Source organism: Rheinheimera riviphila (assembly GCF_004005945.1).
Lineage (GTDB): Bacteria > Pseudomonadota > Gammaproteobacteria > Enterobacterales > Alteromonadaceae > Pararheinheimera > Pararheinheimera riviphila.
The window spans coordinates 15,206-33,670 of sequence record NZ_SACS01000005.1 but is presented as its reverse complement, the minus strand read 5'-3'; the positions used below and the strand labels follow the sequence as shown (position 1 = coordinate 33,670).

General features: G+C 51.1%; 11 protein-coding genes. 4 read left to right on the top strand and 7 right to left on the bottom strand.

What is annotated here, in order from left to right; translation table 11 throughout:
• Positions 1 to 2: 2 nt before the first annotated feature.
• The 7 genes from EOE67_RS06440 to EOE67_RS06410 all read right to left on the bottom strand — a co-directional run bounded on the left by EOE67_RS06440 (position 3) and on the right by EOE67_RS06410 (position 12,039).
• Positions 3 to 836, bottom strand: a complete 834-nt coding sequence (locus EOE67_RS06440) for a copper homeostasis protein CutC (RefSeq protein ID WP_164852240.1) — start codon at positions 834 to 836, stop codon at positions 3 to 5.
• On the bottom strand, positions 833 to 2,665 hold the full coding sequence (locus EOE67_RS06435) for an endo-beta-N-acetylglucosaminidase (RefSeq protein WP_127698218.1): 1,833 nt from the start codon (positions 2,663 to 2,665) through the stop codon (positions 833 to 835). The genes EOE67_RS06440 and EOE67_RS06435 overlap by 4 nt, the downstream gene beginning before the upstream one ends.
• Positions 2,662 to 3,687, bottom strand: coding sequence for a glycosylasparaginase (locus EOE67_RS06430; RefSeq protein ID WP_127698217.1), 1,026 nt, complete (start codon positions 3,685 to 3,687; stop codon positions 2,662 to 2,664). Before EOE67_RS06430 ends, EOE67_RS06435 begins: the two co-directional genes overlap by 4 nt.
• A complete protein-coding gene (locus tag EOE67_RS06425; RefSeq protein WP_127698216.1) occupies positions 3,684 to 4,646 on the bottom strand; it encodes a glucosamine kinase nucleotide-binding domain-containing protein in 963 nt (320 codons plus the stop codon). Before EOE67_RS06425 ends, EOE67_RS06430 begins: the two co-directional genes overlap by 4 nt.
• 231 nt (positions 4,647 to 4,877) lie before the next feature.
• Entirely contained in the window at positions 4,878 to 7,616 is a 2,739-nt protein-coding gene (locus EOE67_RS06420; RefSeq protein ID WP_127698215.1) for a discoidin domain-containing protein, read from the bottom strand.
• A gap of 95 nt (positions 7,617 to 7,711) precedes the next feature.
• Positions 7,712 to 10,675, bottom strand: coding sequence for a TonB-dependent receptor (locus EOE67_RS06415; RefSeq protein ID WP_127698214.1), 2,964 nt, complete (start codon positions 10,673 to 10,675; stop codon positions 7,712 to 7,714).
• Positions 10,676 to 11,028: 353 nt separating this feature from the next.
• On the bottom strand, positions 11,029 to 12,039 hold the full coding sequence (locus tag EOE67_RS06410) for a LacI family DNA-binding transcriptional regulator (RefSeq protein WP_127698213.1): 1,011 nt from the start codon (positions 12,037 to 12,039) through the stop codon (positions 11,029 to 11,031).
• A gap of 338 nt (positions 12,040 to 12,377) precedes the next feature.
• Between EOE67_RS06410 and EOE67_RS06405 the strand changes: the two genes are divergently transcribed.
• Genes EOE67_RS06405 through EOE67_RS06390 form a run of 4 tightly spaced genes read left to right on the top strand, consistent with a single transcriptional unit; the run spans position 12,378 to position 18,461 of the window.
• On the top strand, positions 12,378 to 14,819 hold the full coding sequence (locus tag EOE67_RS06405) for a GH92 family glycosyl hydrolase (RefSeq protein WP_127698212.1): 2,442 nt from the start codon (positions 12,378 to 12,380) through the stop codon (positions 14,817 to 14,819).
• Positions 14,816 to 16,126, top strand: coding sequence for a sugar MFS transporter (locus EOE67_RS06400; protein WP_240652735.1), 1,311 nt, complete (start codon positions 14,816 to 14,818; stop codon positions 16,124 to 16,126). Before EOE67_RS06405 ends, EOE67_RS06400 begins: the two co-directional genes overlap by 4 nt.
• Positions 16,123 to 17,196, top strand: a complete 1,074-nt coding sequence (locus EOE67_RS06395; RefSeq protein ID WP_127698211.1) for a carbohydrate kinase family protein — start codon at positions 16,123 to 16,125, stop codon at positions 17,194 to 17,196. The genes EOE67_RS06400 and EOE67_RS06395 overlap by 4 nt, the downstream gene beginning before the upstream one ends.
• 17 nt (positions 17,197 to 17,213) lie before the next feature.
• On the top strand, positions 17,214 to 18,461 hold the full coding sequence (locus tag EOE67_RS06390; protein ID WP_127698210.1) for an AGE family epimerase/isomerase: 1,248 nt from the start codon (positions 17,214 to 17,216) through the stop codon (positions 18,459 to 18,461).
• Positions 18,462 to 18,465: the final 4 nt, after the last annotated feature.

Below are 18,465 nucleotides of genomic sequence, written 5' to 3'. Positions count from 1 at the left end.
ACTTAACGAAAAATGTGGGGTATTGCAGCTGTTGCCACCAGCGCCGCGACCTTGTGCTGGTCGACCCGCCCGTCGGTCAACACCGCCGAATAACAATGAAATGAATAACAGCCAGCCGTGCTGGTCATTGACGAAAGTTGTGTGAGTTGTGTGAGTTGCATGAGTTGTTTGCGTAGCATGGCAACATTACTCAGCGTAACGCCGCCACCAATCACCAGTTGTGGCGCCTGTGCATTGGCGGTTTGTTGTAAATCCTGTTGCAACTGCGGGACACCTTCAAGCGCACCGAAACCGCTATCCCAGGCACAACCGGCGGTGAGCACCCGCGCAATGCCAAGCTGTTGCAAACGCTGCAGTGCCGCTGCTCTGGTAGGGATAGGCAACACATCAAAGGCGCGGTGGAAATTGACTTCAACTGATAAATCAGCCGCTTGCGCCAGCAAGACGTTCAACAACGGCCAGTCGATTTCAATCTGTCCATCGGACGACTGGCGCAGCACGCCCAACACCACTGCATCAGCGCCCGCTGCAGCCAGTGCCGATAGTTGCTGTTGCATCAGCGCTACGTCGTCCGCCTGATAATAAAAATCACCACCGCGTGGCCTTAACATCGCCACTAAGCCAGGCCCATTACCCCAGGCTTGCCGAGCAATTTTTACCGCTTCGACGGTTGGGGTGAGTCCTTGTTCGTGCATCGCACCACAGAGTTCCAGTCTGGTCGCGCAGCCCGCCTTCGCCGCTTGAACCTGTATCGCTAATGTCGATAAATCATCGCAATTGACGCAAATTTCGATGTCGATACCGGCAAATTGCTGCAAAGATGTTGTGAAGCTCATGGTAATAACTCCAGTTGACCTAATCTGAAGCTGGGTGGTACCGCTGCTGTTTGTGGCCGCGCTGGCCATTGCAGACCAATCCGGGCCAGTTCGCGGCCTGCCAGTTTTGGCAGTGCAACTTGTAGTTGTTGCCATGGACCATCGCCAATCGCAGAACCTGTGAGCGGGAATAATTCACGGTGGCCATCAGCGAATTGCAGATAGAGCTGCACTTGATGAAGGGTTGATTGAGCGGTGCCGGTTTTTGGCTGAAACACCAGTCGTAACTGAGTGTTTGTACCTAACCGCAATTGCGTCTGATACAGCGGAATATCGGCATCACCGGCCGTGGTGGTTTCAATCAGCAGCGAGCTGCCACCTTGCCAGGCCTGGTCAAAATCGTAATTGACGGCAACTTTGGCACTGCCAAACACCGCAAATTGCCAGCTCGGTAGCAGGTCCTGCACACTGATATCAGTCCAGCCGCTGCCGGTTGCCTGACCATCGACAAACCAATGTTGACCCTGACCGGTATTAAAACTGCTTACAAACGGCAAGCTGCTGATCACCGACTTGGCCGGAAGATATTTGCTCAGACCAGCCCAACCGCTGCTGTCGACCACAACGCTATTGAGATCATCACCGGCAAACAACCGCTGTTCGGTCTGATAAAAGCGGCGGTGATCTTTGGCATCTGCTGCAAAATCGCTAAAAGCAGGCTGATGCGACTCACCGCTGAAATTAAAATTCACATTGGGCGCAAACAAGGCGATGGAGCCATATGCAGTATGTTTATCGGGCGAAGAGCCCGGCATAAATAACCAATCCAGCCACTTGGTTTCACTAAAAGCCCGTTGGGCATCCCGGCTTGGCCATAAGTCAGCGCCAAAATAGACCTCATAGCGCGAACGACCTAACGCATCGGCTTTGGCAGCCGATTGCTGCACCATGTCAGCATTCCACCAATAATTCAGGAACATCGCATCAGCGGAGGCGACTTTACCTTGTTGTAAATACTGCTGATTTTTCTCATTTAAGACGTTTTGCCAGCGTACCCGACCATCAGCAAGCATCGAGTCGTACCAATGAATTTCCATGCCCTGCGGTGCAATGGCGGTCAGATATTGCATAAACGCCAGCATCCGCGCCGCGAGTTCAGCACCCCGTTTGGTGTCTTTCTGACCTTTGACTAACTGATTCTGCGCATCTTTTACTGCAGTTAAATCGGTTTCCTGATTAATCAGCCAGCCGTCAAAACCATAATATTGCGCGATGGCCACCAACTGATGCGCCTGCACAAAACGGCCATGACCATCCTGCTCTAATAACTTTTCGACGGTATCCGGACTGCCGCCCCACTGCGCGATCCCCAAAAACACCGAGCCGATGACTTTGACGCCGTTTTTATGCGCAGTATCGACCCAGGGCCGTGCCGGAATTTGCACTGTTAAATCGGCGGTACCAGCAAACCAGTTCAGCACGTCAATTTGTGCCCAGTTGCTGAAGTTGTAGAGGTTAAATTTCGGCTGCGGCTGCAGATAATTACCAAAATTATTCATGCCATCCGGCGCGTACAACACTTTTGCCCGCTGATCCTGATGACTATCCATGAGCAGAGGCGCGACAAAACGCCGGGCCAGCGGTTGGTGTGAAATATTGGCGGTCGATGCTAATTCAGATTGCGGTGACCATTGTTTCAGCTGCGCCAGCGTTAAGGCAAAAGGCGGTTGATCAGGGATGATTTGGACTTTCGCTACGGTCACCGGCGCTGCAGTCACCGGCGCAGCCGCTTGTACTAAAGGCAAAAAGCCCAGCATGCTGATAGCTAACGTCAGCAACCGCAACCTCATGCTTTGGCTCCGGCGGGCTGATTTAACAGGTTATCCGCATCCAATAGAAGTGCCGAACCTTGCGCCTGCACTGCATAGTTAAAACCAGGCTGAATACAAAAAGCACCACTATCACCGGTTTTACTTAATGCTAAAAAACCGACCTGATATTTGGCAAAATCCGGCAACCGAGCGGCAATGCGTTCGACCGCTTTACGGCAAGCATCTTTTGGGCTTAAACCCTGCCGCATCAGCTCGACCACTAAATGACAGCCGACAGTTTTCATCATCAGCTCACCCTGGCCGGTGGCCGTGGCTGCACCCACTTCATTATCGACATATAAACCGGCACCAATAATCGGTGAATCGCCGACCCGTCCCGGCAGCTTGTAAGCCGCGCCACTGGTGGTACAGGCGCCCGCCAGATTGCCGTGGCTATCGAGCGCCAGCATGCCGATGGTGTCGTGGTTTTCGACATTAATTTGTGGTTTGGCGGCACCGGATTTTAGCCATTGCTGCCAGTCAGCTTTGCTTTGTTCAGTCAGTAAGTTTTCTTCGACAAAACCCTGAGCTTTGGCAAATTGCTGCGCCCCTTCACCGACCAGCATCACATGGGAGGTTTGCTCCATCACTTTGCGCGCCACTGAAATCGGGTGTTTAATTCGTTTTAAGTAGGCCACCGAACCACAATTCATTTGGTGATCCATAATGCAGGCATCGAGCGTCACTTCGCCGGATGCATCCGGATACCCCCCCAGACCAACAGTTCTGACATTCGGATCCGCTTCCGGCACCCGCACGCCCTGCTCGACGGCATCAAGCGCAGTGCCGCCACTGCTTAAAACCTGCCAGGCCGCAGCATTGGCTGGCATGCCGTGCTCCCAGGTGGAGACGACTATTGGTTGTTTCGACATCGATTTTTGAGCTGTTTCAGCCGACTTGCCGCCAGTAGCCGTAGCCGCGAGAGTTTTGCCACTCAGTAGCAACCCAGACACTAGCCCGCCGATGGCTGATAACTTCAAAAAATCACGTCTGTTACTCATCGGATGCTTTCCTGCTGTTCTTGATGCCATTCTTGCTGCCATTGTTTTTTCGCAAAACTGAGCGCACCAAGACCGGGCGCGGCTTGTTGATATTGGATTTTTTGCTGTAAAGCGCTGGGTAAATACGGCAATAACCGCGGGGCGATGCCACCGACCATGGTGATTTGCGTCACACCGGCGTCTAAAAACCGCTGGCTGACTTTTTCAATAAAAACAGCCGCCTGGCTGATTAACGCCAATGCCTGAGTGTCACCTTGTTCAGCACACTGAAACACCAGCGGCGCCAGTTGTGCATATTGGCCCGGTGTTGCTTTGAGCATCACTTCAGCCAGTTGTTGCTGCGTGCGGCCGTGAAATACCGCGTCGGTCAGTAAACTGGTTTCTGCCAAACCATCGGCGGCCAATAACGCCAGCTTCACCGCTTCCAAGCCCAAGCCTGAGCCAGAACCGGTGCAGTTGATCGGAAAGCCAAAACCGCCAATCGCCAGTTGTTCGCCAGCAACCGATCCCAATGCACTAAAGCCGGTGCCCAAAATAATCACCGCGCCATCGGCTTCGCCATAAGCGCCTAAAGCGGCAATGTCCAAATCGGTGGTCAGATACAAGCGCGCAAACGGATGTTGCCAGGTCGCCAACTTTTGCTGCATCGAAGGTAAATGCAAACCGGCCAGACCCGCCCCCACCACCAACTGCGATAGCAGCGTCGGCGCTAACCCGGCGGCAATCAGCGCCTGTTCGGCGGCTAACACAATCGCATCCAAAGCTTGTTGATAGCCATTGACCGGATTGGCAGCACCGGCCTGCCCTTGCCCCAACAACTCGCCTGCGGCATTTTGCAGCCAGGCGCGGCAATTGCTGCCACCACCGTCGATGCCAAGAAAAAGCGGCTGATCCAAATGTCTGGCGGTAGATGTGGCTTGATGACTCAACCCAGGATTTAAATGACGGCTAGCCAACATCGGCTTACTCCTGAAACATAAAAATAAAAATCGGTTTCACCAGCATACAAACAAAAACTAAAAGCACTGACAAAGCACGATGAAACAAGAAAAAAACAAAGCAAAAACTTGGTTTACATAACGAAGGGCTGCATCAGTCCATCCATGGCTGACGCAGCTGCGCTAAAACTACAACTCTTTTTTCAACAACACTTTTTTCAACAACTCTTTTTTCAACAAGACTTGACCAAGCTACTCAAGCACCGGCCCCAGCAATTCCAGTTCTGCGACCTGGGTTAAGCTGTCGTTGCCTTTGTTTTTGCTGATGTCGACTTTGTAGTGTTGATAGGCACGGCCATTGCCAAAACTCAGCACTTGCCGCTCGTAACGACCGGCGAAGTTCAGGCCGGCAACGTCGGTGATCTTCACCCAGGTGGTACCGTCGTTAGATCCCAACAAGCTAAAGTTTTCAATGTCACGACTTGGCGCATCGTTGGCACTGGTAATAGCGACGGCGCTAACAATCTGACTTTGTGCCAGACCAACACTGACCCAGGCCGGTGCAGCAACAGTCGGCGCGCCACCGTTGTCCAGCCATTTGGTCAGATGATTGTTATCAAACACCTGCTCACCACTTTCTGAAGGGCTGATCGCAGCGCGGGCTTTAATGGTCACGCCAGGCAAGGACGATACATCTTGCGCCACGTAATCCGGGCCAATCAGCTCGATTTCAGCGATTTGCATCAGGCTGTCATTGCCTTTATTTTTGGTGATATTCAACCGGTAATAACTAAAACCAACGTCATTGCTGAATGGGAATTGCTGCCGGGTTAAGCGGCCGTCAAAACTAACACCAGCCCAACTTTGCAATTTCACCCAGTACACACCATCCATCGATGCTTCCAGACTGAAATTTTCCGGATCGCGGCTGTCGGCATCGTTGGCACTGGTGATCGCCAGTAAATTCACCGCTTTGGCTTCCGGCAATTTCGCCATCACCCAGGTTGGCAATTCAACAGAAGGCACGCCTTTGTTGTCGAGCCATTTGGTGGAGGTTTTATCGTCAAAGGCTTTATCCGGGCTTTCCGCATCGCCAATAGCACCCCGCGCCGTGATCAACGCGCCGGCGGAATGATCTTTGGCAGCAATTTGCGGCCCAATCAGCTCCACTTCAGCCACTTGCATCAAAGTGTCATTGCCTTTGTTTTTGGTGATATTCAGCCGATAGCTGCTAAACGCCAGGCTGTTGCCGGTACTAAAAGTCCGGCGCTCGGCTCTTTTAGCAAAACTTTCCCCGGCAAAAGTGGCTACAGTGCTCCAACTGGCGCCGCCGTCGTTCGATCCTTGCAGATTGAAGTTTTCCGGATCGCGGCTGTCGGCGTCATTGGCACTGGTCAGCGCCAGGGTGCCAACGGCTTTGGCTTCGGCCAAATCGATTTGAACCCAGGATGGCGCATCAGCGGTTGGAATACCTTTGTTATCCAGCCACTTGGTTTTGCCATCGTTGTCAAAAACCCGATCGGCGCTTTCGCTGGCACTGATAGCACCGCGCGAGGTGATATTGCCGCCAGCATCGCTGTGATCAATATCGGCATACACCGGCCCAATCAGCTCAATTTCGGCCAGCTGCATCAGGCTGTCATTGCCTTTGTTTTTGGTGATATTGACCCGATATTGGCGGTAAGCCAGGGTATTACTAAAACCAAAATCCTGGGTTTGGTAACGTTCAGCAAAACTGACCCCAGCGAAGCTTGCCAATGGTGTCCAGCTGACGCCATCGTTGGAGCCTTCAATGTTAAAGTTCTCTGGGTCACGGCTATCGGCATCATTAGCGCTGGTAATCGACAAGGTACTAACCGGCACCGCTTCGGCAAATTTCACGATAGCCCATGATGGCGCTTCAACCGATGGAATGCCTTTGTTATCAAGCCACTTGGTTTTACTGTCGCCATCAAAGGCTTTGCCAATGGCTTCACCTTCGCCGATAGCACCACGGGCAGTGATGGTCGCAGTGGCGATACGGTCAGCAGTGGTATATTCACGCACCGGACCACCGGCTTTGAGTTCAGCCACTAATGGCAATTTCAGGTCGATTAGTTTCGTCGCATCAAGGCCAAGTTCAGTGATCACCGGGTGTAACGCCCAGGCCGCCAGTACTTTTTCGCGAAGCGCGACTGCAGCTTCAAAATCGCCGGCAGCAGCGCTGTTGACCAGAGCGGCACTGGCGGTTAAGTTCGTTTGCAGGTTTTCACCTGGCGCAAAATCAGCAAAAGCGGCGTTTAATAACGACAGCAATTTGGTGTTGTTGCTGGCAGTTTCCAGATTCACCGCCGCCTCAGCACTGACCAACGCTTCGGTGAACAGGTTTAAGTTGTTGGCTTCAACCCCTAAAATCCGCAGCAATAATGACGAGTATTCCAGCTGCGCCGGCGCCAGACTTTCCAAAGCACTAATCGAACGGCCTTGCGTAATCGCTTGAGTTAACAAGCCACTGGCTAAGGTGCTCAGCGCATTGGCCTGAAAAGCGGCATCGGCTTTACCATCGGCGGTGGCGCCTAAAGTGGCTTTGATCCAGACCAGACTTTGCAGCTGTAACGTGCCCAGTGCAGCGCCAGTAAGATTTTGCCCTAAGCTGATATCACCACAACGCACTGCGTCGCAGACCATTTTACTATTGGCATCGGTGCTGACGGTCACGCGGTACAAGCCGTTAAAGGCATAACCTGGTGCTGAGGTCAGTTTTAAGTTGCTGATGAGGCCTTTGGCATCGGTCACGGCGCTGCCGTCTAACGTCACGCTGGTGCCATTGACAGCAGCCAGTGCCACTTTCGCACCAGTTAAAGTGCCTTTCACCACAGCGCCACTGAGTTCAGCGACAGTGCTGGCTGGTGTTGGATGGTTGGTTGGATCCGGATCTTTACCGGCGCCGCCACAGCCACTCAGCAGCAGGGCGGTTGCCACTGCAATACTGCTTAATTGAAAATTTTTCATACAAAATCCTGTGCTTAAGATGATGCTGCCCTGGCCAGTTATATACCCGTCATCCTTGAAGATGCGGAGTATAGGTACCGGCAACAGGCTCAGCTTCAGAATTTATAATTAAGGCCTAAGTAAAAACGGCGACCCGAATAACTGCTGCTTAAGAAGCGTGAATCGGTGTCATTGCCAAGGCGTTGCACAGATTCAGACTCGGTCAGGTTGACCACGGCGGCAGTCGCGACCAATGTCTCGGTCACACTGTAAGAGGCATTTAAATCCACCTGATCATAGGGATCAGAGAAGATGTTTAAGCCATTCGCCAGGCCACCCACCACTTCACCGCGCTTGTTATAAGAAGCGCGCAGGCTGTAGTCGTCGTTTTCATAATAAGCCGACAGGTTGTATTGATAATCGGCACTCCCAACCAGCGGGGACTCACCCACTTTTTCGCCCTGCACACTGACATTGGCTTGGTTGGTTTTGTTGTGGGTATAGTTGGCGTTGATCCCAAAACCGTTTTCAAAGGCGTGTTGAATAAAGACTTCTACCCCTTTCGAATTGGCGTCACTGCCGTTACCACTGGTGCTGTAAGGGCTCACGGTAATAGGACCTGCAGGCACCACGCCCGGTTGACCGGCGAAATCGCGGGTTGAACTGATGATCAGCGGCACCACGAAGTTATCTACGTCTTTGTTGAAGATGGCGATACCTACAGCTGAGCCTTTGCCGTAGTAATATTCCACCGACAAATCACTTTGTACCGATTCATATGGCTTCAGGTTTTTGTTACCACCTGAGCCACGAAAGCCCGGTAATTCGTTAAATGAAGCACGATCTTCGGCCCATTCGTCCGACACAAAACTAATCCGTTCCTGGCTACCCAAGGCGCCATACCCCGGCCGTGACATTACTTTCGCCACGGCACCGCGCACCACCAGATTGTCACTGGCATCCCAGGCGATGTTGAAGCTTGGTAATACATTGGTGTCGGTTTTGGTCTGGCTAATCACGTCGAATTTTTCAATAAAACGTTTATCGCCGGTGACAGGTAAACCGGTTACATCGTCGGTGTGATCGAGGAAATAGGTGTACAAATCGGTGGAAGCGCCGGTGGTTTCAGTGCGCACCACGCGAGCGCCAACGTTACCGCGCAGGCTGCTAAATTCAAAATCACCCTGCAGATAACCGGCGTTGATCACTTCGGTGATGTCGTAGACAAAATTGTCTTCAATCCGGGTGTACAACTGGTAATTACTGGTGATCATGTCGCGATAAGCGTTCCAGTTAATGGTTGGCATCACGTTGATATTAAAGCCGCCAGGAATATTGCCTTCCGAGCTGGTATTGATCACCTTATTGGCCGCTGGCATGCCGCCATTCCACTGGTAACTGTCAAACACATTAATACCGCGGCCACTGGCCAGCGCGCCTTCGATATCAAAATCCTTCGGCAGGAAGAAGTTATTACCGGTTTCACGGTGCAATTCGCCGTTGCGGTATTTGTAACCGGCACGGATCATCGTAAAGACGCTGAAATCGACGTTAAAATCTAAATCAACCTGACCGTAGGTTTCGGCCAGGGTGCTGCGGACAAAACTGGAATTCGATGAGCCAGGGTCACGGCCACCGCCGACGCCCGCCATTAAATTGGTAATAATGGCCGGATCCATATACATATTGATGCTATCGCCGGTCATATTCCAGCCAGCATACTGGGCAGCGTTTTCGGTAAACTTATCGCCTTCCCCCCAGTTCGAACTTTTATAGGCAGCTTCCCAGCTTTCTGTTGGGCCGCCTTTGGCTTTGGTATGACCAAACACCAGCCGCGCCGTGAAAGCATCACCTTCATATTTCAGATTAAAATCGTAGGTGTCGGAGGTTGATTCTTCTTTGACGTAAGTGCCACGGATCCACGGAAATTGCATATCGTTTTGCGCACCAGCAGCTCCGGCCGAATAATCAATCCCGGTGATCACCGAGTTGCTGGGATCAGTGTTCATATTGGTGACGAAGTTTGGATTCAGCGACCATTCCGGCATATCCAGTACCGACAAGGTCATATCCTGACCCAGGGTGAAGCCGAAGTAGTTGATGCCAACTTCTAACTTATCAGTCAGTTGCCATTGTGGTGTGATCTGAATACCTTCACGTTCGCGTTTTTCATTGGTGATGCCGGCACGGACCACCTGGGGTACCCAGTAGCCTTCATATTTAGTGCCAGTGGCATCAACAATAGGTCCGATCAGGTCTTTGTTAGGAACGACATTGCCGTTCACATCCACCGGTTTGATGGTCTGACTGGTCCAGCGCCAATCACTGGTACTGCCGGTCAAGGTGCGGTTGGTACGGTCTTGTTTGGTGTAACCCAATAAAATACCGAAATTTTCGGCTTCATTTTTCCAGGAATAAACGCCGGTAAAATGCGGTTCATAGTCGTCAGTGACGTCGGCGTAGGTCGCTTCAACATTCATCACACCAGAGCCTGAGTCCATGTCTAAAGGTTTACGGGTATGCAGCAAAATGGTGCCGCCGACCCCACCTTCATCCAGTCTGGCTTCAGAAGATTTATAAACTTCGACTTTGGAAATCATCGCTGAAGGTAATAATGCGTAATCAAAAGAACGGCTTGGTTCGCCAGGTGAAGAAGCGATAAAATTGCCGTTTAATTGGGTAAAGGTTAATTCAGAAGATAAACCACGAATACTGACCGCTGCACCTTCACCGCCACTGCGGGAAATCACCACGCCAGGAACCCGTTGCAAGGAGTCGGCAACGTTTTTGTCCGGGAATTTACCGATATCTTCAGCGGTAATGGCATCAACCACGGCACCGGCTAAACGTTTTACCGCCAGGTTTTCTGCCTGACTGGCGCGAATACCACGAACTTCAATGACTTCCGTCACCTGTTCTTTAGTTGTTGCTGTGGAGCTTTCGTCGGTGTCCGCGCTGGCTTCCTGCGCCTGCGCCACACCAAAATTTGAGCCTAATGCTGTTAGAACTGCCAGTGAAAGCAAAGATCGGGTCAGACCTTTTTTCCACGCAGGCGTTTTGCTATCTATCCGGTTGACCATGGGTTCTCCCCCAGTGAATGGTGTAATCGTAAACATTTAAAGCATGTCTCGATTCATTATTATTATTTCTTATGATGTTATGACCACTGCATTTCTCAACATCAGCGGAAATGGTTTACAGCAAAATGTAATCGATTACATGTCGCGGTTAGATACTAGCCAGCATTGGCACTGCTGTCAATCTGTACAATTGCAGAAAAATAAAAAATTCACTGATGGATCATAAAAGGGAAATATCAAGAATAACCAATTGATTAAATTAGTTATTCACTCTAAAAAAGCACGATGAAAATGCAAGTTGCCAGCAAACATTTGCTCACAATTTACACTGTTCAGACCACTGGAATGGATGTTTACGAGCTATGTACCGGCCCGCTGCTTTGGCGTTCGACCAGCTGAAATGGCAGGATTTCGCGGATACGGGTCAGACTTTCGCCACGCATCAGCACACTGAGCACTTCAAAAGCGCGGCGGCCCATGTCGTAGGCGGGTTGGTCGACGGTGGTCAGCGGTGGATCGATAAAAGCCGATACTTTGATATTGTCAAAACCGACCACTGAAATGTCTTGTGGCACTCTTAATCCATATTTTTTGATTTCGTGAATGGCGCCAATAGCGATATCGTCGTTAAAGCAAAAAATGGCGGTTGGCCGTACCGGCTGTTTTAATAACTGCCGCACGCCTTCGATGCCAGCTTCGATGGTATAACTACCGCCCACCAGCATTTCGTCCGGCAACGGCAGGTTTTCTTCCTGCAGCACACTGCGAATGCCAGCTAAACGTTCGCGGTAAATCTGGCTGCTGATTTGCCCGACAATAGCGGCGAATTTCTGATGGCCATACCCAACTAAATGATGCGCCAGCGCCCGGCTTGCCGCATAGTTATCCAGCTCGATCACCGGATATTTGCGCTCACCTTCAATCCGTTCACAGACGCTGACCATAGGCACATTGTCCGCTAATTCAGCATCTTGCGGCGCGAAAGGGAATGAATGATCCAGCTGGATCAGGCCATCGGCTCTGTTGCTCAGCACCATGCCGGCGTATTCGTTCTCTCGTTTACTGTCGCCCTGGGTATCACCCAATAACACCGAATAACCTTTTTCCTGTGCCGCCTGTTCAATGCCACCAATAATGCGCAAAAAGAATGGGTTGGTGAGATTGGGCACCAGCACCACAATCGAATTCGACTTGCCGCTTTTGACACTGCTGGCCAGCCAGTTCGGCCGATAACCGGCTTGTTTCACCGCCTGCATCACTTTGTCGCGGGTGGCTTCGGTCACTTGCTCTGGTGATTTTAAGGTGCGCGATACCGTTGCCGTCGACACACCAGCCAGTTCACTCACTTTTTTGATATTGGTCATTCGTGTTTTAGATCCCAAAGCCAGCGGATTGCGCTGTTTGCTCTACATATTGTTCAGCTGTAGCCCGCTAAACATAACGGAAATATAGCGATTTTGGCTATATTCCCACTCCTTTCTGACAATAGCAAGCACCATGTAATCGATAACACTCATCACTAATTTAGCGCAGAACCGAGTACTTATTACTCATTTAATCAGAAAAACTGCCAGCTGGAACAACCAGTGAATTTTTTCTGGACAATTTTAAATGTAATCGATTACAGTCTAGCTTAGCTCATTTTAAGCACAATGTTGGTGCAACCTGCACTGCCGGGAATTTCAGCGGAAAACCAAATCCAATGCGTAAAAAAATTCTTTTAAACTCAACAGCTTTACTCGCGACACTGACGTTAAGCCTAAGTGTGCTAAGCGGTTGCGATTCGGCAAAAAACAGCAATGCCGCTATCAATCTAGGGTCTGCCACGGCCGAAAAACCAGCACCCGCCACGCCAGATTTAGTGAATACGCCTGATTTAGTACAACACGTCAATCCGCTGATGGGCACCGACTCCAGTTTTGAGCTGTCTTACGGCAATACCTATCCGGCAATTGCCCTGCCCTGGGGCATGAATTTCTGGACACCGATGACGGCGCCCATGGGTGATGGCTGGACTTATAAATATGATGACCACAAAATCCGTGGCATTAAACAAACCCATCAGCCAAGCCCCTGGCTGAATGATTACGGCGCCTTTTCGTTGATGGCGGTGACAGGCCCACTAAAATTTAATCAGGACGAACGCGCGTCCTGGTTTTCGCATAAAGCCGAAACGGCCAAACCGCACCATTATTCGGTGTATCTGGCCGACTATGATGTGACGGCAGAAGTGACACCCACCGAGCGCGCGGCACAGTTTCGCTTCACCTTCCCCAAAACTGAGCAGGCCTATCTTATTCTTGATGCTTTTGATAAAGGCTCCAAAGTCAAAATCCTGCCAAAACAGCGCAAAATTATTGGTTATGCCCGCAACAACCATGGCGGTGTACCAGCCAATTTCCATAACTACTTTGTGCTGGAATTTGATAAAGATTTTACTGTCAGCCATAGCTGGCATGACGGCTGGAAATTACAACCAAATCAGTTAGAAAGCGAAGGCCAGCATGTCGGCGCGATCATCGGTTTTGCCACTGACAAAGGCGAACAAGTACATGTCAAAGTGGCGTCGTCCTTTATCAGCGAGGCACAGGCGGAGCTGAATCTACAGCGCGAAATTGGTAACGACACCTTCGCCCAGACAGAGCACAAAGCCCATCAAGTCTGGCAACAGCAACTCGCCAGAATCGAAATCCAGCAAGGCGATTTAGATCAAATCCGCACTTTTTACTCGTCCCTTTACCGGGTGCTGCTGTTTCCGCGGAAGTTTTATGAAGTCGACAGCAAGCAGCAAATCGTCCATTACAGCCCATACAACGGCGACGTATTGCCGGGTTATATGTTCACCGACAACGGTTTCTGGGACACTTTCCGCGCAGTTTTTCCGTTTTTTAACTTGATGTACCCCGAACTCAATGGCCAAATCATGCAAGGCTTGGTCAACACTTATAAAGAATCGGGCTGGCTACCGGAATGGGCCAGTCCGGGCCATCGCGGCGTGATGATTGGCTCCAATTCGGCCATTAATATTGCTGATGCTTACCTCAAAGGCGGCCGTGATTTTGATATCGAAACTTTATATGAAGCGACGAAAAAGAATGCCGAAGTAGAAGCAGGACGGCCGGTGTCGTCGGTCGGTCGTGAAGGGTTAAGTTATTACAACAGCTTAGGTTATGTACCTTATGACGTCGGTATTCACGAAAATGCTGCCCGCACTTTGGAATATGCTTTTGCCGATTTTAACCTGTACCAGCTCGCCAGTGCTCTGGGTAAAACCGAGGATGCAGCGGTATTTCAGAAGCGTTCACAAAACTACCTGAAGTTACTGGACCCTGAAACCAAATGGATGCGTGGCCGCAATAAAGACGGTAGTTTCCAAAGCCCGTTTAACCCGCTGAAATGGGGTGATGCTTTTACTGAAGGCAACAGCCTGCATTACAGCTGGTCGGTGTTTCATGACATTGCCGGCTTGCAGCAGGCAATGGGTGGCGAGCAGGTTTTTCTGAATAAACTCAATCAAGTTTTTGAGATGCCGCCGACCTTCGATGACTCCTATTACGGCTTTACCATTCATGAAATTCGCGAAATGCAGGTGGTGAATATGGGCAATTATGCCCATGGCAACCAACCCATTCAGCATATGATTTACCTCTACAACTATGCGGGTGAGCCGTGGCAGGCACAAGCGCGACTGCGCGATGTAATGACCAAACTGTACAGCGCCACCCCGGACGGTTACAGCGGTGATGAAGATAACGGTCAAACCTCAGCCTGGTATGTGTTCAGCGCTTTAGGCTTTTATCCGGTAACACCTGGTACCGACCAATATGTGCTGGGCAGCCCGTTGTTTGAAAAGGTCAAACTGACCTTACCCAATGGCAAAATGCTGCAAATAAATGCGCCGGGTAACTTGGCCAAAACGCCTTACATTGAAGCACTTTCCTGGCAGCAGCAGACTTATCCGCATAACTGGCTGAGTCACAAAGAGCTTATTCAGGGCGGCCAGCTGGATTTTCAGATGAGCGAAACGCCAAACAAACAACGGGGTTTGGCAACTGCTGATCGACCCTATTCGATGTCGACGGCGAACCACACGGCGCCAACAACTGCCCCAGCCCCTACAACCACAGAAAAGGCCAAACCATGAGTATGATGACACCTGACAGCCGCCAGCCTGCGGTCAGCGGGGATCCCAGCCAAAATAACCATTTTGCTTTTGCCGCCATGACCAGTTTGTTTTTTATCTGGGGTTTTATTACCGCCTTAAATGACATTCTGATCCCACAACTCAAAGCGGCCTTTTCGCTGAATTACACCCAGGCGATGCTGGTGCAATTCTGCTTTTTTGGCGCTTATTTTCTGGTGTCGCCGCTGGCTGGCAAACTGATTGAACGCATTGGCTATATCAAAGGCATTATGGTTGGCCTGGCGACTATTGCTTTGGGCTGTCTGCTGTTTTATCCAGCGGCTGAAATTTCGGTTTATGCGCTGTTTTTATTCGGGTTATTTATCCTGGCTTCAGGCGTCACTATTCTGCAAGTGTCGGCTAACCCTTATGTGGCAATCCTCGGCAAGGAAGAAACCGCCGCCAGCCGGTTAAGTTTGGCACAGGCGATTAATTCATTGGGTCATACCTTGGCACCACTCTTTGGTGCGGCGTTGATTTTCTCGGCCACTGCTGATTTATCTGCCAGTGCTGGTGTAGCAGGCGCTACAGCCGACGCCAAATCAGTGCAACTGCCTTATCTGATTTTGGCGGGTGTCACTTTGCTGACCGCCGCTGGTTTTTATTTTCTAAAGTTACCGCTATTAACGCCACCGGTCGCAGCGGCCAGCCCAACGCAGCAGCAGCTGACGGCAGAAAGCTCGATTTGGCAACAAAAAGGCTTGTTATTGGGTGTGTTGGCGATTTTTTTGTATGTCGGCGCAGAAGTCAGTATTGGTAGTTTTCTGGTGAACTATCTGGCGCTGGAACATATCGGTGGTCTGTCGGAAAAACAAGCCAGCACCATGGTCGCTTATTATTGGGGCGGCGCGATGATCGGCCGTTTTATTGGCGCGCTGCTGACCCGATATATTTCAGCCAGTTATGTGCTGTTAAGTAATGCACTGATCGCAATTCTATTATTGTTTGTGACAATGAACTCAACTGGCATGGTCGCCGTCTGGTCGGTGATTGCGATTGGCTTTTTTAACTCTATTATGTTCCCAACTATTTTCACCATGGCGATCCGTGGTCTGGGTCCACTGACCAGCCGTGGCTCGGGTTTGTTGTGTCAGGCGATTGTTGGCGGTGCGATATTGCCGTTGCTGCAAGGCCTGGTCGCTGACAGTGTTGGCGTGCAACTGAGTTTTATCGTGCCGGTGTTGGCTTATGGCTATATCGCGGGTTATGCCTGGTATAGCAACCGGCAACATCGGACATTGACGTCGTTATCACAGGTATCGTTATGACTACTACAGTTTTGCCAGCATCTTCTGTTACTGCCACCACACCACGTCAGGTGTTGTGTTTTGGCGAAGCACTGATTGATTTTTTGCATAGCGGTGTGCAGCAACAAGGCCCACTGCAATTACCAGCCTACCGGCAATTTCCGGGTGGTGCACCGGCCAATGCCGCGGTTGCTGTGGCGAAATTAGGCGGTTTGGCAAGCTTCGCCGGTCAGGTCGGCCAGGATGCATTTGGTGATTTTCTGGCGCAAGCGTTACAGGCTTATGGCGTGGATTTGTCGTTATTGAAGCGCCACCCAACCGCCAAAACCGCTTTGGCCTTTGTCATGCTGGATGAAACCGGCGACCGGAGTTTTTCGTTTTACCGCGACCAAAGCGCCGACGTGTTATTCGCGCCGGAGCAAATTGGCGCCGACTGGTTTGCAGCCAAGCCGATATTGCATTTTTGCAGCAATACCCTGACTGATGAATTTATCGCGCACACCACAACTTTGCTGGTAAAGCAGGCCAAAGCAGCCGGCTGCCTGGTCAGTTTTGATGTCAATTTACGGCATAACTTATGGCGTGAAGGTGCTGCCGATCGCGAGCGGGTCAACGCGCTGGTGTGGCAGGCGGATATTGTGAAGTTTTCGCGGGATGAATTGCAGTATCTTTGTGATGGCTTCGAGTCGGAAGCGGCTTATCTTCAGCACTGCCTGCAAGCCGGTTGTCAGTTATTGCTGGTTACCGATGGCGGCGGCAGTATTGACTACTACCGCGCTGGCACTGCTGTAGCTAAGGTCATTCCGCCCAAAGTACAGGTGGTCGACACCACTGCAGGTGGGGATGCTTTTATCGGGGGGTTGCTATTCAGCCTCAGCTGTTTACCAGCTGCTTCATTACCGAAAGGCGCCTTATTGCATGCCTGTATTGAATTTGCCACGGCCTGCGGCGCAGTCACCGTCACCCGGCCCGGCGCTTTCCCTGCCCTGCCGGATGCCACCGAAATTCTTGCCGATTTGGCTAAACGCCAGATCGATATTCAAACCTTATTGCCTTTGTTGCCTTTATTGCCGGTTTCGCCGGCCAGTTGAATTTTTGGAGATTGATGATGCCAAGCACCTCACAGCCTAGTAACTATTACGACCAGAATTTTATTCTGCAGCATTGTCAGGACATTCTGAGTTTTTATGACTCACGGGTAGTCGACCCGTCCGGCGGTTATTTTCACAACTACTTTGATAACGGCGAGTTGTTTAATCCGGGATTTAAGCAGCTGGTGAGCAGCACCCGCATCGTCATTAACTACGCCACTGCGGCGATGGTATTTGCCGCTGATGCTGAAAAGTCAGCGAAATACAAAACAATCGCCCAGCACGGTCTGGACTATGTCGAGCAAGTGCACTGGCGCGAAGATATCCAGGGTTACGCCTGGACGTTACAAGACCATCAGCCGCTCGATACCACCCAACAAGCTTATGGTTATGCCTTTGTGCTGCTCTGTTATGCCGCAGTGCATAAAGCCGGGTTAATTAAGGACAGCCACCAACTCAACCAAACTTATCAGCTGCTGGAACAACGTTTCTGGCAAGCCGACCACGGCCTGTATGCCGACGAAATCAGCCCGCAAGGTATGCTCAGTGATTATCGCGGCCAGAACGCCAATATGCATTTATGTGAAGCGATGCTGGCCGCTTATGAAGCCTGTGGCGAGCGGCACTTCCTCGATCGCGCTATGACCTTGGCGCAGAACATTACAGTGCGGCAAGCGGCGTTAACCGACGGCCTGGTGTGGGAACATTACACCAGCAGTTTCCAGCCAGACTGGAACTACAACAAAGCTGATCCAAAAAACCTGTATCGGCCCTGGGGTTTCCAGCCAGGTCATCAGACCGAATGGACTAAGTTATTACTGATTTTGCACCGCCATCAACCGCAAGATTGGCTGGTGAGCAAAGCCCGTGAACTGTTTGACCGCGCTTACGAGCAAGCCTGGGACGCCGAACATGGCGGCCTGATTTACGGTTTTGCCCCGGACGGTCGCAGGTGTGACGATGACAAATATTTCTGGGTGCAAGCTGAAAGTATGGCGGCGGCAGCATTGTTGTATCAAACCACTGGCGCTGAAGTCTATTTAGTGGCGTACCAGAATTTATGGCAATACAGCTGGGATCACATGATTGACCACCAATACGGCGCCTGGTTTCGCTTACTGAACCGCGACAACAGCAAAGTCAGTAATGAGAAAAGTGCCGCCGGTGCCAAGTGTGATTATCACACCCTGTGTGCCTGCATCGAAGTGCTGCGTGGTATGGGCTTTGCCAGCTTGCCGCTTGTTAGCTTTAGCAGCGCAGACTAAGCCG